Annotated in this window: 13 protein-coding genes; 12 read left to right on the forward strand and 1 reads right to left on the reverse strand. The window is 62.1% G+C overall.

The window, feature by feature from the left end:
* Positions 1-102: 102 nt before the first annotated feature.
* The gene (locus tag VSX58_RS01415) at positions 103-1,095 is read right to left on the reverse strand and encodes a LysR family transcriptional regulator (RefSeq protein WP_327616476.1); all 993 of its coding nucleotides are present in this window, start codon (positions 1,093-1,095) and stop codon (positions 103-105) included.
* A gap of 233 nt (positions 1,096-1,328) precedes the next feature.
* On the opposite strand from VSX58_RS01415, the gene VSX58_RS01420 reads away from it, so the two are divergent.
* From VSX58_RS01420 to VSX58_RS01475, 12 genes are all read left to right on the forward strand, one after another.
* Complete coding sequence (locus VSX58_RS01420) at positions 1,329-2,783, forward strand: NAD(P)/FAD-dependent oxidoreductase (RefSeq protein WP_327616477.1); 1,455 nt, start codon at positions 1,329-1,331, stop codon at positions 2,781-2,783.
* Positions 2,776-3,633, forward strand: a complete 858-nt coding sequence (locus VSX58_RS01425; RefSeq protein ID WP_327616478.1) for an alpha/beta fold hydrolase — start codon at positions 2,776-2,778, stop codon at positions 3,631-3,633. Before VSX58_RS01420 ends, VSX58_RS01425 begins: the two co-directional genes overlap by 8 nt.
* Complete coding sequence (locus tag VSX58_RS01430) at positions 3,633-4,553, forward strand: ABC transporter permease (protein WP_319603001.1); 921 nt, start codon at positions 3,633-3,635, stop codon at positions 4,551-4,553. Before VSX58_RS01425 ends, VSX58_RS01430 begins: the two co-directional genes overlap by 1 nt.
* Positions 4,554-4,565: 12 nt before the next feature.
* Complete coding sequence (locus VSX58_RS01435; protein WP_327617037.1) at positions 4,566-5,423, forward strand: ABC transporter permease; 858 nt, start codon at positions 4,566-4,568, stop codon at positions 5,421-5,423.
* The gene (locus tag VSX58_RS01440; RefSeq protein ID WP_327616479.1) at positions 5,420-6,625 is read left to right on the forward strand and encodes a M24 family metallopeptidase; all 1,206 of its coding nucleotides are present in this window, start codon (positions 5,420-5,422) and stop codon (positions 6,623-6,625) included. Before VSX58_RS01435 ends, VSX58_RS01440 begins: the two co-directional genes overlap by 4 nt.
* Positions 6,626-6,628: 3 nt before the next feature.
* On the forward strand, positions 6,629-7,639 hold the full coding sequence (locus tag VSX58_RS01445) for an ABC transporter ATP-binding protein (RefSeq protein WP_327616480.1): 1,011 nt from the start codon (positions 6,629-6,631) through the stop codon (positions 7,637-7,639).
* Positions 7,636-8,559 carry an ABC transporter ATP-binding protein gene (locus VSX58_RS01450; protein ID WP_327616481.1) on the forward strand — a complete coding sequence of 308 codons (924 nt, stop codon included), beginning with the start codon at positions 7,636-7,638 and terminating at the stop codon, positions 8,557-8,559. The genes VSX58_RS01445 and VSX58_RS01450 overlap by 4 nt, the downstream gene beginning before the upstream one ends.
* A 21-nt stretch (positions 8,560-8,580) precedes the next feature.
* A complete protein-coding gene (locus VSX58_RS01455) occupies positions 8,581-10,083 on the forward strand; it encodes an ABC transporter substrate-binding protein (RefSeq protein WP_327616482.1) in 1,503 nt (500 codons plus the stop codon).
* 9 nt (positions 10,084-10,092) lie between these two features.
* Positions 10,093-12,363: a molybdopterin-dependent oxidoreductase gene (locus VSX58_RS01460; protein ID WP_327616483.1), complete on the forward strand. Its 2,271-nt coding sequence runs from the start codon at positions 10,093-10,095 to the stop codon at positions 12,361-12,363.
* On the forward strand, positions 12,360-12,863 hold the full coding sequence (locus VSX58_RS01465; protein ID WP_327616484.1) for a CMD domain-containing protein: 504 nt from the start codon (positions 12,360-12,362) through the stop codon (positions 12,861-12,863). Before VSX58_RS01460 ends, VSX58_RS01465 begins: the two co-directional genes overlap by 4 nt.
* Positions 12,860-13,429 carry a peroxidase-related enzyme gene (locus VSX58_RS01470; RefSeq protein ID WP_327616485.1) on the forward strand — a complete coding sequence of 190 codons (570 nt, stop codon included), beginning with the start codon at positions 12,860-12,862 and terminating at the stop codon, positions 13,427-13,429. Before VSX58_RS01465 ends, VSX58_RS01470 begins: the two co-directional genes overlap by 4 nt.
* Positions 13,430-13,627: 198 nt before the next feature.
* Complete coding sequence (locus VSX58_RS01475; protein WP_327616486.1) at positions 13,628-14,473, forward strand: VOC family protein; 846 nt, start codon at positions 13,628-13,630, stop codon at positions 14,471-14,473.

Here is a 14,473-nt window from a genome sequence, read left to right on the forward strand (position 1 = left end):
CGGCGACCGTTCGCGTCTGATCATGGGGACAGCGAACCGATGAGCGGGCCGGGTTTCCGCCGGCGAATGTATCGCTGTCCTACACCGGGCTTTTCCTTCATTTTAGTGACTTAACGAAAGCATAATTTTATGGTGATCGTCGGAATGAAATAGCGCGAAATTCGGCAATAATTCTCTGGCCGTATTCTCCAGCGCGTCGACAATCTGCAATACCACGGTTCGCGGCGTTTTCGCCTGCGGGGTAATTACGCCGAAATGGTACGGAATATCGATATCCAGCTCGCGGATCGTCATGCCTTGCAGCGGCAGGCCGTAGGCGGTCACCGGCTCGGTGATGGCCACGCCCAATCCGGCTCGCACGCAGGCCAGCACATTGGCCGACGAGTTGGTCTCTATCACGTAGCGCGGCTGGATGCGGGCTTTTTTCATCGCGTCTTCAAAACGGTGGCGCAGGCGATAGGGGTTGTAGAGGGTAATAATTTTGCGGGACACCAGATCCTGCAAACGAATTTCACTCTGCCGCGCCAGCTCATCGTCTTCACTGAGCACCACCACGCACCTTGATTGTCCAATCCAGTGCCGATGAACGTTTTTATGATCCAGCGGCAGGCTGCTGATGGCGAGATCGGCGCGTCCGTCGATCGTCGCGTGCAGCGTTTGCTCCGCCGAATAACTCAGAATTTGCAACGGCGCGCTAAGTTCCACTTTGGACAGGGCCGTCGGCAATAAGCCCGCCGCCATCGCGGGCGTGGCGGCGATGATCAGCGGTTTTTCTTCTTCTCCGGCGATTTCCTTCGCCCGTAGCTGAACCTGCCGCAGCGAAATCAAGGCGTGCTCGACGGACTCATGCAACTGGTAAGCCTGCTCGGTGGCGGTGATGCGCGGGCCGTTGCGCAAAAACAGCGGGTAGCCGATTTTATTTTCGAACTCCTGAATCAGCCGGCTGACCGCGGGCTGCGAGCGGCGGAGGTTTTTCGCCGCGGCGGTGATGCTGCCGGAAGAAATCACCGCTGAGAACGCCTCAAGCTGACGTAAATCCAAATCTTCTAAAATCGCCGTTTTCGACATGCCGTCCATTCCTTTTCTCTTGTCCATCGCGCCGACGTTGCCGCGACTGACGCCGCGTTCACCCGTCGACCATTTTTTTAAAGCATGCGGAAACTTTTTTGACTTGTACACGCAATTTTACGCATAAGCACAGACAAATTTATTATTAATAATTGACATGCAGAGCGGTTAATAATGCGTTTTAAGCATCATCGGTTTGTCTTATCGCTACCCCCGTAGAGGGACATGGCGGGGATAATGGTTAGGGGAGAGCTGTACACATGACCACGTTGGATGGGAAAGGATTAGCGTATCTGGAAGCGCGTCTGCGCGAAGACTTGCAACTGCTGGAACTGCCGGCCAAGCCCTGGGTTCATGCGCGCAATACGGCAGGACGGTATGTCGTTGACGTCGCTATTTTAGGCGCGGGCATGTGCGGACTGGTGGCGGCGGCCTCGCTCAAGCTGCTCGGTATCGATAATGTGCTGTGTTTCGACAAGGCGCCCGCCGGACGCGAAGGGCCGTGGAAAACCTTCGCCCGCATGGAAACCCTGCGCTCCCCCAAACAATTGGCGGGGCCGGCGCTGGGGTTGCCGGCGCTGACCTTCCAGGCCTGGTATCAGGCGCAGTTCGGCGCAGAGGCGTGGGCGGCGCTGGATAAGATCCCGCGTACCCAGTGGATGGATTATCTGGTCTGGTATCGTCAGGCGCTGAATATTCCGGTGTTAAACGAGACGGAAGTGACGCTGTTGCAACCGGCGGAAGACGATCTGATCGAGGTGGAAACCTATAATCGGGTTACGCAGGAAACGCGGCGTTATCTGGCTCGCCGCGTGGTGCTGGCCAGCGGCCGCGACGGTCTGGGCGGCCCCTACGTGCCGGATTTCGCGCAGGCGCTGGCGAGAAAATATTGGGCGCACTCGGCCGACGATATCGACTTCGCCGCGCTGGCGGGCAAGCGGGTGGGCGTGATCGGCGCGGGCGCCTCGGCGATGGATAACGCCGCCACCGCGCTCGAACACGGAGCGGGTCAGGTCGACTTGTTCATTCGCCGTCAGGATCTGCCGCGCATCAACAAGTTCACCGGCATCGCCAGTCAGGGCGTGGTGCAGGGATTTCTTGGCCTGAGCGATGCGTGGAAATGGAAGTTTCTCGCCACCACGCTGGCGGCGCAGACCCCGCCGCCGCGCGACTCCACGCTGCGCGTGTCGCGCCATGCCAATGCCTTCTTTCATCTCAACAGCCCGGTCACGGCGCTGCGGGAACAAGGAGAGCGCATAGCGCTGACCACGCCGGCAGGCCGTTGCCAACTGGATTTCATTATTTTCGCCACCGGATTTCGCGTCGATTTATCCCATCGGCCCGAGCTGCGTCTTTTCGCCGACCAGATCGCCTTCTGGCAGGACCGTTTTACGCCTGAATCCGGCGAGGAGAATGGCGAACTGGCGACGTCGCCCTATCTGGGGCCGGCGTTCGAATTCCAGTCGAAAACCCCCGGTCGCTGTCCATGGCTGGCGCGCATCCACAGTTTTAACTATCCCTCGACCCTGACGCACGGCAAGTTGTCCGGCGATATCCCGGCGGTCAGCGAGGGCGGACGGCGGCTGGCGCAGGGCATCGCCCGCAGCCTGTTTGTCGAAGATCGGCAGAAACATTACGACGACCTGCTGGCGTTCGATACGCCGGAGTTGCAGGGCGATGAATGGCGCAACGCGGAAGAACGGGATCATGACTAACCACGCGACACGGCGTATTACGCTCAACGGCGCCGCCTTCACTTACGCGCTGGCGGGCGATGAACATCAGGAAACGGTGGTGGTGCTGCACGGCGGCCGCGGCATCGGCGATCATCGCGGCGATTTTAATGCTTTCCTGCCGCTGGCGGACCGTTATCGCCTGTTGGCTTACGATCAGCGCGGCTGCGGGCAATCCAGCCTGACGCCGCCGTTCACCTTCGATCGGTTGGTCGACGATCTTGAAGCCTTCCGGCAGCGTCTGGCCGGCGGCGGCAAAATCACGCTGATCGGCGGCTCTTTTGGCGGCATGATCGCCCTGAGCTATGCGGTGAAATACCCGCACGGCCTGAATCATCTGATTCTGCGCGGCACCGCGCCCAGCCATCATCACGAGGCGCAAGCCATCGCCAATTTCAAGGCGCGCCTGCATAAAGCCCCTTGCGCATCGCTGGGGATGATCGACAAGCTGTTTTCCGATCGGGTGGTGGACGACACGGAACTGCGGCTGATTTGGCTGGCGCTGCAACCGCTCTATTACGAACGGTTCGACGCCGACGCGGCGCTGGAGCGCACGCGCACCCTGGCGTTGCATGCGCAGACCCACAATGCGCTGTTTGCCGACAAGGCTTACGACCTGCGCGCGCGGCTGGCGGATATCAAGACGCCGACGCTGGTTATCGTCGGCGGCAATGACTGGATTTGCCCGCCGTCGCAGTCGCGTCTGATTGCCGACGCCATTCCGGCGGCGCGCTACCTGGAGATCGCCGGCGCCAATCATCCGGTACACATTGAAGCCAATCAGCGGGTGCTGGCGGAAATCAGGGCGTTCCTCGCGGGAGGCGCTGATTGATGTCGCGCTATATTCTGGCCCGGCTGACGGAGGCGCTGGTGGCGATTTGGGGCGTGGTCACCCTGGTTTTCTTTGTCACGCGCGTACTGGGCGATCCTACCGTGCTATTGCTGCCGGTGGGCGCCGGTCAGGCTGAACTGGACGCCATGCGCCACAGTCTGGGACTGGACCGTCCGTTGCTGGAACAGTACTTCCATACGCTCTGGGCGATGCTGCACGGCGATTTCGGCACCTCTTTTCAATATATGCAGCCCGCGCTGTCGGTGGTGTGGCGGCATATGCCCGCCACCATGACATTGGCGGGAACGGCGCTGTTTTTCGGCGTGGCGTTCGGCGCCGTCGCCGGCGCGATCGCCGCGCTGATGCGCGGCACGCTGGCGGAATTCATCGTGATGGTCGCCGCGCTGCTGGGGCAGGCGACGCCGGTATTCTGGCTCGGCATCATGCTTATTCTGTTTTTCGCCGTCAATCTCGGCTGGTTTCCCACCGGCGGGTCCGGCGGACTGGCGCATCTGGTGCTGCCGGGCGCGACGCTGGCGGTGTTCGTCACCGCGTCGATTGCGCGTCTGCTGCGCTCTTCCTTACTGGACATCCTGCGCGAAGACTATGTGCGCACGGCGCGCGCCAAAGGGCTGTTGCCCCATACGGTGTTCATCTGGCATGTCGCGCGCAATGCGTTGATCCCGGTGGTGACGATGATCGGCATTATCGCCGGCGAACTGCTGGGCGGCTCGGTGGTGACGGAGACGGTCTTTGCCTGGCCGGGCGTGGGGCGGCTGATTGTGCAGGCCATACAGGTACACGATTTTCCGGTGATTCAGGCCGGCGTGGTGCTGGTGGCGGTCATTTTTGTGGCGATCAATTTCATCGTGGATTTGCTCTACGGCGTGCTCGATCCCCGTATTTCCCGGCGACGCTAAGGAAACCTTGTGATGCGATCTTTTTTCTGCGCGCTGATCCGAAACCGTAGCGGGATGGCGGGTTTTATTCTGCTGGTTGTCCTGCTGCTGCTGGCGCTGTTCGGCCCCTGGCTCGGCCTGATGCCGCCGACCAAATCCAATTTGCTGATGCGGATGCAGCCGCCGACCTGGAGCGGGCTGTTTTCTCCCGGCCCTCATCCGTTCGGCACCGACGAACTGGGGCGCGACGTGCTGTCGCGCATTATCTATGGCAGCCGCATCACCCTGACGATCGCCTTTATCGCCGTGGTGCTGGGGGGCATGGTGGGCGTGCTGTTCGGCATTGTGGCGGGCTATCGCGGCGGCATAGTGGACCGGCTGCTGATGCGGGTGGTCGATATCCAGCTGGCGCTGCCGCTGATGCTGCTGGCGTTACTGATCGTCGCCGCGTTCGGCCCCTCGATCCAGAACCTGATTCTGGTGCTGGCGCTGACCAGTTGGATCCGCTATGCGCGCATTATTCGCGGTCAGGTGCTATCGCTGCGCGAGCAGGAATTTATTCTGTCCGCCCACGCCATCGGCGCCAGCGGCTGGCGCATCATGTGGCGGCATATTTTACCCAACGTGCTGACGCCGGCGCTGGTGGTGGCGACGCTGGAACTGGCGCGCCTGATTATCATGGACGCGGCGCTGTCGTTTCTGGGGCTGGGCGTTCAACCCCCCAATCCGAGCTGGGGGCGCATGTTGGCCGACGGGCGGGTGTATATCTCTTCCGCTTGGTGGATCGTCACCTTTCCCGGGCTGGCCATTCTGTTTACCGTCTTGAGCGTCAATCTCCTGGGAGACTGGCTGCGTGACTATTTTGACCCGAAATTGAGGACGCAACGATGAGTTCAGCGCTTAACCCTTCAGGAACATCTTCCGCGCCGCCCGCCCGGCTGAGCCGCGTCAAACGCATGCTGGCGGAGCGACAGATTGACGTGGCGGTGTGTTTTAAACCGGAAAACAGTTTTTATCTCAGCGGATTCAATCCGATTATCTATTCGCATCCGGTTATCAGCATTGTGTCCGCCGGACGGGATCCCATCATGCTGGTGCATGCGCTGCGCGACGATCACGGCCGGGCCAGCGCCTGGGTGACGGATATCCGCCTGTACGGCGCCTGGTCGAGCAAAGTCACCATGGGGCCGGACTGGCTGGTGGCGCTGGCGTCGATATTGCGGGAACTGGGCGTGGCGGCGGGCCGCGTCGGCATCGAAGAGGATTTCCTGCCGTTGCGGCGTTTCGCCCAGTTGCAAAAGGCGTTGCCGCAGGCCGCGTTTACCGACGTTTCGGCGCTGCTTGAGCGGGCGCGGCTGATTAAAGACGCCGATGAAATCGCGCACGCGCGCATCGCCGCGCGTATCGCCGATCGGGGAATGGAGGCCGCGATTGACGCGATTGCCGGCGGCGGCAGCGAACGCGAGATCAGCATCGCCTCGATGGCGGCGATGAACCAGTTCTGGGCGCAGCGCTATCCGCAGGTGGAAGTGTGCGATTTCGGTTCGCTGGAAGGGGGCGTGCAGAACGGCCTCTGGACCTGGGCGCTGGCGGGCGAACGCCTGTTTTATAACTGCGATAACCCGACGGCGCGCAAGCCGCTGCGCGGGGAAACGGTGGCGGTATTTATCTGGAGCATCGCCAACGGCATTCATGCGGAGAATGAGCGCACCATCGCCTACGGGCCGCTGTCCGCCGAGCGCCGGCGCGCCCTCGACGCCATTCTGGCTATCCGCGAGGAAGTGGACGCGCTGCTCCGCCCCGGCACGCCTTACGCCGAGTTGTTCAATCAGGTGAAGGCCAAACTTGAAGCGCGCGGTTATGGAAAATACATTCCCGGCCGCATCGGTCACGGCATCGGCCTGGGGGCGCACGAGCATTCGTCGCTGGATGCCCGTTCGCCGCTGACGCTGGAGCCGGGGATGATTTTTACGTTTGAACCCAATCTGCGTATCCCCGGCGTGGGCGGCACCCAGATCTCCGACACTATTCTGATCACCGACACCGGGCGCGAGTACCTGACGCAATCCACCGGCGGCTATATCGAGGTGTAAACCGTGGCGACGCTACTGGAAGTGAAAAACCTGACCGTGGTGTTCGATACCCCCGCCGGGCCGGTACACGCGGTGAATGGGGTGTCCTACGCGCTGCAAGCCGGCGAAACGCTGGGCATCGTCGGCGAGTCCGGTTCAGGCAAAAGCGTGCATGCGCTGGCGATGACCGGCCTTATCGCCTCGCCTCCCGGACGGGTGGTGAGCGGCGAGGTGTGGTTTGAAGGCCGCAACCTGCTGACGCTGTCGCAGCGGCAAATGCTGGATTTGCGCGGCAAGGAAATCGGCTTTGTGTTTCAGGATCCGATGACGTCGCTGAATCCGGTACTGACCGTTGAACGGCAGATCGCCGAGCCGTTACGGCGTCACTTAGGCTTGTCGGCAAGGCAGGCGCGCAACCGGGTGGTCGAACTGCTGGATTTGGTTGGCATCGTCGAGCCGCACAAGCGCCTTGACCATTATCCGCACGAATTCTCCGGCGGTATGCGCCAGCGCGTGATGATCGCCATCGGCGTCGCCTGTAATCCCAAACTGTTGATCGCCGATGAGGCGACCACCGCGCTGGATGTGACCATTCAGGCGCAAATCCTGGATATGGTGCGCAACCTGAAAAAACAGATCGGCACCACCGTTATCTGGATCACCCATGATATGGGCGTGGTCGCCGGGCTGGCGGATAGCGTGCAGGTGATGTACGGCGGCCGCATTATGGAGCGCGGCCCGGTGGAAGCGATTTTCAGCTCGCCGCGCAGCGCCTACACCTGGGGACTGCTTAAATCGCTGCCGACCCATGCGCGGCAGGGCGCCGGACGCCTGTATCAAATTCCCGGTAACCCGCCCGATCCCATCGCGCCGCCGGTCGGCGACCCTTTTGCGCCGCGTAATCCCTTCGCCACGCCGCGCTGTTTCGAGCAGGCGCCGCCGCTGCGCGCGGTGGCGGATAGCGCGCCCGGCCATCAGGTGGCCGCCTGGTATGATTTGCCCGCGCTGTTGGCGCGGCGGGAGGATAGGGTATGAGCGCCGTCGTAGACAAAATCCCGCTGATTCAGGTCGACAACTTATGCAAAACCTACGGCGACGAACGCCGGCTGCCGGGGCGCGGCGGCGTACCGCTGAAGGCGGTCAATAACGTCAGTTTCGCCATTGATGAAGGCGAGACGCTGGGGCTGGTGGGCGAATCGGGGTCGGGGAAAAGCACCACCGGGCGCACGCTGTTGCAACTGGAGTCGCCGACGCGCGGCGATATCTTTTTTCAGGGCGTCAACCTTGCCGGCCTGTCGCCGCGCCGGCTCAAACCCTACCGGCGCGAGATGCAGATTATTTTTCAGGATCCCTATTCTTCGCTTAACCCGCGCATGACGGTCGGCGATTTTGTCGCAGAGCCGTTGATTGTGCACCGGTTGCTGACGGCCAAAGGAGAGCGCGCAGCGCGGGTGGCGGAGTTGTTTCGTCTGGTGGGGCTCGATCCGGCCATGATGCGGCGTTTTCCGCACCAGTTTTCCGGCGGGCAGCGCCAGCGGGTGAGTATCGCCCGCGCGCTGGCGCTCAACCCGCGCTTTATCGTGGCGGATGAACCCATTACCGCGCTGGATGTGTCTATTCAGGCGCAAATCGTCAACCTGTTTCAGGATTTGCAGCAACAGCTGGGGCTGACTTATCTGTTCATCGCCCACGACCTGTCGATGGTGCGCTATCTGTGTCATCGCGTGGCGGTGATGCTGCGCGGCCGTATTGTGGAGATCGGCCCGACGGAAGCGATTTTCAATCATCCCCGCCACCCTTATACCCAGGCGCTGCTGGCGGCGATCCCGGTGCCGGATCCGCGCATTGAACGGCACCGTCGTCCGCTGACATTTGATGTAAATAGCCATTTACCGTCGGAGCAGGCGGTATTACAGGCCGTCGGTCCGCAACATTTCGTTCTGGGCCAATCATGAAAACCACGTTGTGGAGTAATTATGACTAAAAAATTGACTCGCTTACTGCTGGCCTCCGTGGTCAGCGCCGCGTTGGCCGCGCCGGGGTTGAGCTATGCGGCGACCGCCAATATCGTGTTAAACACCACGGTAAACACTTTCGATCCGCATATGTCCGCTTCCGTCGGCAGCGATCTCAGCGTACTCAGCCATATCTATCCTGCGCTGGTGCTGCGCGGCCCCGACCTGAAACTGCACCCCGAACTGGCGACCTCCTGGCAGGCGGTCGACGAAAACACCTGGCGCTTCAAACTGGTGTCGGGCGCCGCCTTTAGCAACGGCGAGCCGCTGGACGCCGAAGCGGTGAAGTGGAATCTGGATCGGGTGCGGGACCCTAAAGTGAACGCGCGCATCAAAGCCTGGTTTGCCCAGATTGCCGAGGTGAAGGTGATTTCGCCCACCGAGCTGGAGATAATCACCTCGTCGCCTTACCCCAGCCTGGTCGATCAGATATCGATGTTTCTGCTGTTGCCGCCCAAGTGGGCCGCCAGTCACAATCCCGCCACGGAAACCCTGTCCGGCGGACGCTATATCCTGAAGGAAAATGTGCCGGGCGATCATATCACGCTACAGGAAAATCCCGCTTATTTCGGCCGCAAACCGGCCTTTGACACCGTGGTGTTCCGCATTATTCCGGAGTCCGCCAGCCGGATCGCCGCGCTGTTGGCCGGCGAGGCATCGCTGATTACCTCGATACCGCCTTCCGAACTGGCGCGGGTGAACAAGAGCGGTAAAGCCGAAGCCGGTTCGGTACCCTCGATGCGCAGCGTGATGATTAAATTCAATACCGAAAAAGCGCCGCTGGATAATAAGGCCGTGCGACAGGCGCTCAATTACGCCATTGATAAAGAAGGCATTTCACAGGCGCTGTTCAACGGTCAGGCGGCGGTCTCGCAGTGCCAGGTGCTGACGCCGTCCTATTTTGGCTATAACCCTGAGCTGAAAGGGTATGCCTATGATGCTGAAAAAGCGCGGCAACTGTTGAAAAGCTCCGGCGCCGATCTGAGCAAATCGATCGCGCTGGATGTGCCGACCGGCACCTATCTGCAAGGCAACGAGGTGGCGCAGGTGGTGGCGGCCCAACTGTCCGAGGTGGGGTTGAAGGTGTCGATTAATGAGATGGAGTTCAGCAACTATATGAACAAGTATCTCAAAACCCGCGACCTGGCGCAGACGTCGCTGTTGGCGCAGGCCTGGCCGACGCTGGATGCGGACGGACTGTTGACCCTGTTCGCCCCCGGCAACAATTACGCTTACTGGAATAACCCGGCGTTCGGACAGGCGCTGACGGAAGGGCGCGCCAGCGTCGACCCGGCGGTTCGGCTGGCGGCATACCGTAAGGCGACGCAGATTATGTGCGACGAGGCGCCGGCTATTTTCCTGTATACCCAGCCGGCCACCTACGGCGTCGCCAAGTCGGTACGCTGGCAGCCGCGCGGCGATGACTGGGTACGCGCTTTTGACATGACGCCGACGGCGGAATAAGGGCGCGCGATGCATCTTTTCGCCAGCCATTTCGGCACCTATGAGGTTGAACGGGACGCGCAGGGCCAGCCGGTTTTACGGCCGTTTCGTCACGATCCGCGGCCATCGCCCGTGGGGTTGCATTATCTGGCGCTGGCGCGCAGCAAGGCGCGCATCACGGCGCCGATGGCGCGGCGCAGTTGGCTGGAGCAGGGCGCGCTGGCGTCCGACCGGTCGCAGCGCGGCAAGGAGGCGTTCGTCGCGGTCGACTGGCAAACGATCAGCCGACGTATCGCCGATGAGATCATCCGCGTCAGGGAGCGCTACGGCAATGAAGCCATTTTCGGCGGATCTTACGGCTGGGCCAGCGCCGGCCGTTTCCACCATGCGCAAAGCCAGCTTAAGCGCTTGCTGAATCTGGCCGGCGGCTTTACCTCATCGGTCAATACCTATTCCTACGGCGCCGCCGCGGTGCTGCTGCCTCACGTTCTGGGCAAGGAATATCAGGACGCCTGCGACACCGCGCCCTCATGGAACGACATCTCCGGCCATTGCCGTCTGCTGGTGAGTTTCGGCGGACTGCGCCTGAGCAATGCGCAGGTCGAGGCGGGCGGCACCGGCGCTCATCGGGTTGAGCAATGGCTTGAGCGCGCCCAGGCGAACGGCATGCGGCTGGCGATCCTGAGTCCATCCGGGCGCGACGCGCCCGCGGGCCGCAACGTGGAACACATCGCCGTGCGGCCGAATACCGATACCGCCGTTATGCTGGCGCTGGCGCATACGCTGTTGGCGGAAGAACGGGTCGATCGCGCATTCGTCGCCCGCTGCTGCGAAGGGTTCGCCGAGTTCGAAGCCTATCTTGACGGGCGGCGCGACGGCATCGTGAAAGATCTCGCCTGGGGCGAAGCCATTTCCGGCATCCCGCGCGCCAGATTGCATCGTCTGGCCCATGAGCTGACCGCACAACCCAGTTTGATTAACGTGGCCTGGTCGCTGCAACGGGCGCGTTTCGGCGAGCAGCCCTACTGGGCCGCGATCGCGCTGGCCTGTATGACCGGCGGCGTCGGACGTCCCGGCTGCGGTTTCGCCTTTGGCCTTGGCGCGGTGAATTCCGTCGGCCAGCCGGTACGCCGCTTGCGCGCGCCGGCGCTGGCGCAGGGCGAAAATCCGGTGAAACGTTTTATCCCCGTGGCGCGCATTACCGAAATGCTGGAAAACCCCGGCGGCACGCTGCGTTATAACGGCACGACGCTGCCGTTGCCCGATATCCGCCTGATTTGGTGGGCGGGGGGCAACCCTTTCCATCACCATCAGGATTTGCACCGGCTGGCTCAGGCGTTCCGACGACCGGAAACCCTCATCGTCTCGGAACAGACGTGGACGGCGACCGCCCGCATGGCCGATATTGTGCTGCCCGCCGCCTTGCCGTTCGAGCGCGACGACGTGGCGGCGTCGTCACGGGATAACTGGCTGATCTACAGCCGTAAAGTGTGCGCGCCGCCGCCGCAGGTACTGACGGACCATCAGGCGTTAACCCGCGTCGCGCGGCACCTGGGCGTGGCGGAGGCATTCACCGAGGGATTAAGCGAAGCGCAGTGGCTGGAACGGCTGTATCAGGGCTATCGGCAGCGTTTCCCCGAATTGCCCGACTGGCAAACCTTCCGCCGGCGCGGTTTCGCGGCGCTGGACGAGGGGGACGAGGCGCCGCATCCGGCCGACCATTTTAGGCGTTTCGCCGCCGATCCGCAGGCGCATCCGTTAAGTACGCCGTCCGGGAAAATCGAGATTAGTTCCCGGCGGCTACAGGCGTTCGGCCATGACGATCTGGGATCCTTCCCGCACTGGCGCGCGCCGGAAGAGTGGCTGCTGGCGCCGTTGGCGGCGCGCTATCCGCTGCATTTGCTTTCGCCCCAGCCGGCGACCCGTCTGCACGGCCAACTGGACGCGGTGGGAGAAAGCGCGCAGGGCAAGCGCCGCGGCTATGAGGTGGTCAGCCTCTCCCCGGCGGACGCCGCGCGGGAGGGCGTAGCCGACGGGGATATCGTCGAACTGTATAACACCCGCGGGCGCGTGCGGGTCTGCGCGCGCATCGATCGCCGACTGCTGGCCGGCGTGGCGCTATTGCCGACGGGAGCCGGTTTTCGGCTTGATAGTCAGGGGTGCGACGTGGGCGGCAATCCGAATACGCTGACCGCCATCCTGCCGACCTCTTCATTTTCCCAGGCGGCGGCGCCGAACTCCTGCCTGGTGGCGTTACGCCGTTGTCAGCAACAGTCAGATATTGAAGGAAACTTGTTATGAACGCGAGTGCGATGGATACGTTGGACCGGGTGGCCGGGCTGGATGAGCGGGGCGAGCTCTTCGCCATACGCCGCGAGCGGCCTGAGTATGTCGCCGGCATTGAACAGTGCCGCGACAGCGTGTTGACGCCGCATGATGAGCGGCGGCTTCCCGCCGCGCTCAGAACGGCGCTGGCGGTCAGAATGGCGCGCGCGTCGGGCGCGCTGTCCCTGCAAACGCATTATCAGCAGCGGCTGGCGAGCTATGACCCCGGATCCTGGCTGTGGGATATCGCGGCGGGGAACGCGCCGGTTGGCGCGGCGGGCTGGATTCAGGCCGTGGTCGATCATTGTGACAGGGTCACATGTTCGCCGGCGCAAAGCCGACGCCAGGACATTGAACGCCTGCTGGCCGCCGGATTGACCACGCCGCAGATTGTGGCGTTCTCCGAGCTGATCGCCTTTGTCAATTTTGAAGCGCGGGTGGCGGCCGGGTTGACGTTGCTGGAAGCCTTGCCATGAGCCGCGTTCGGGTGAAAGTCAAGGTCCGGGCGTTGACCTGGTCGCCGTATCTGGCGCCGGTCGAGCTCGATGCGGCCACGCCGGCGCAGCTGACGGCCATGCGGGTGACGCCTTCCAGCGGCAAAATCTCCCCCTATGTGAGGACGCTGGCGCACGATCCCGACTCTTACGTCGCCCGCACCACGCTGTTTAACGCCATTATGTACAGCCGCGGCGGGCTGGGTCGCGCGGAGCGGGAACTGGGCGCGCTGGTGGCGTCGGCGGTCAACGGCTGCGCCTACTGCGGCTCGGTGCATGCCCGGCGTTATGAGGCGCTTTCCGAGCGCAATGATGTGGTCAGCACGATCTACACGCAGGGCGTGAACGTTAAGTTTGACGAGCGCACGCAGGCGATCGTCGATTTTTGCCGGGCGCTGTCGCAAACGCCGATCGCCGTTGAGACGCATCATATTCAGGCGCTGCTGGCGCAGGGGTTCGGCAAGGCGGAGATTGTCGATTTGCTGCATTCGGCGGCGATTTTCGGCTGGGCGAATCGCCTAATGCATACGCTCGGCCATGCGCAATAGCGGGGGGCGCCGGTTAGCGCCGTTGTGCCTGCGCTGAGAGGCCGGGGCGGCGCTTTTCCCCGCCAATTTACCCGCGGGATAGCCAATGAACGCACAGGCTATTGATTAATTATCGTTTGGGATTGCGTAGAATGTCCGTTAGGTTGACTATTTACCTATTACAGAACGATGCCGAAGCGATAAATAAGAGATAATGCCATGAGCTTAAAACCCGTAGTCGATCATGTCGTGATCAATGTTGCGCAGCACCTTGACGAAGCGCACGCCCAGTTTCAACGGTTGGGGTTTCAGTTAACTCCGCGGGGACACCACTCCATGGGGTCCAGCAATCATTTGGCGATTTTTAACCAGAACTACCTCGAACTCCTAGGCTATGAGGCGCGCAATGCCGATAAGCGCCAGATGCTGCAGGATACGCCGTTGGGCCTCGCCGGACTGGTATGGAAAACCCAGGATAGCGACGCGGTTTATCAACATCTGGCGGCGACCGGACTGGCCGGTGATCCGCCCGCCTCGTTTTACCGTCCGGTCGAGTTGGCCGACAGCAGCCGGCCCGAAGCCCGTTTTCGTACCGTTCGTCTGGCTGCCGAGCGGGTAAAAAACGGCATCAGTTTCTTTTGCCAACATGAAACGCCGGAGCTGGTTTGGCGGCCGGAGTGGCAAATCCACCCTAACGGCGTGACCGATATTATCGGTTTTGTGATTGCCGCTGAGGATCCGCGCGCCGTCGCCGACCTGTACGGCACGTTATTCGATCCCGCGCTTATTCAGCCGGACGGCGAAGGCGGCTATCGGCTGCCGGCGGGGAGAACCACGGTAACCTTTATTACGCCGCAGCGCGCTCGCGCGCTGTATGGCGAGGTCGCCGTAGGCGAACAGGGAACCGAACGCATGGTGGCTCTGGAATTCGCCGTTTCTTCGCCGGCCGATAGCGCCCGTTACCTGCAACAGCAGGGCATTGCGCTTCAGGCGCGTTCCGACGCGCGCTTTTTGGTCGCGGCCTCGGAGGCCTTCAACATCGCGCTGCTCTTCAGCGCGGATTGA

Origin of the sequence: Brenneria populi, from assembly GCF_036016195.1 — a bacterium.
GTDB classification, from domain to species: domain Bacteria; phylum Pseudomonadota; class Gammaproteobacteria; order Enterobacterales; family Enterobacteriaceae; genus Brenneria; species Brenneria populi.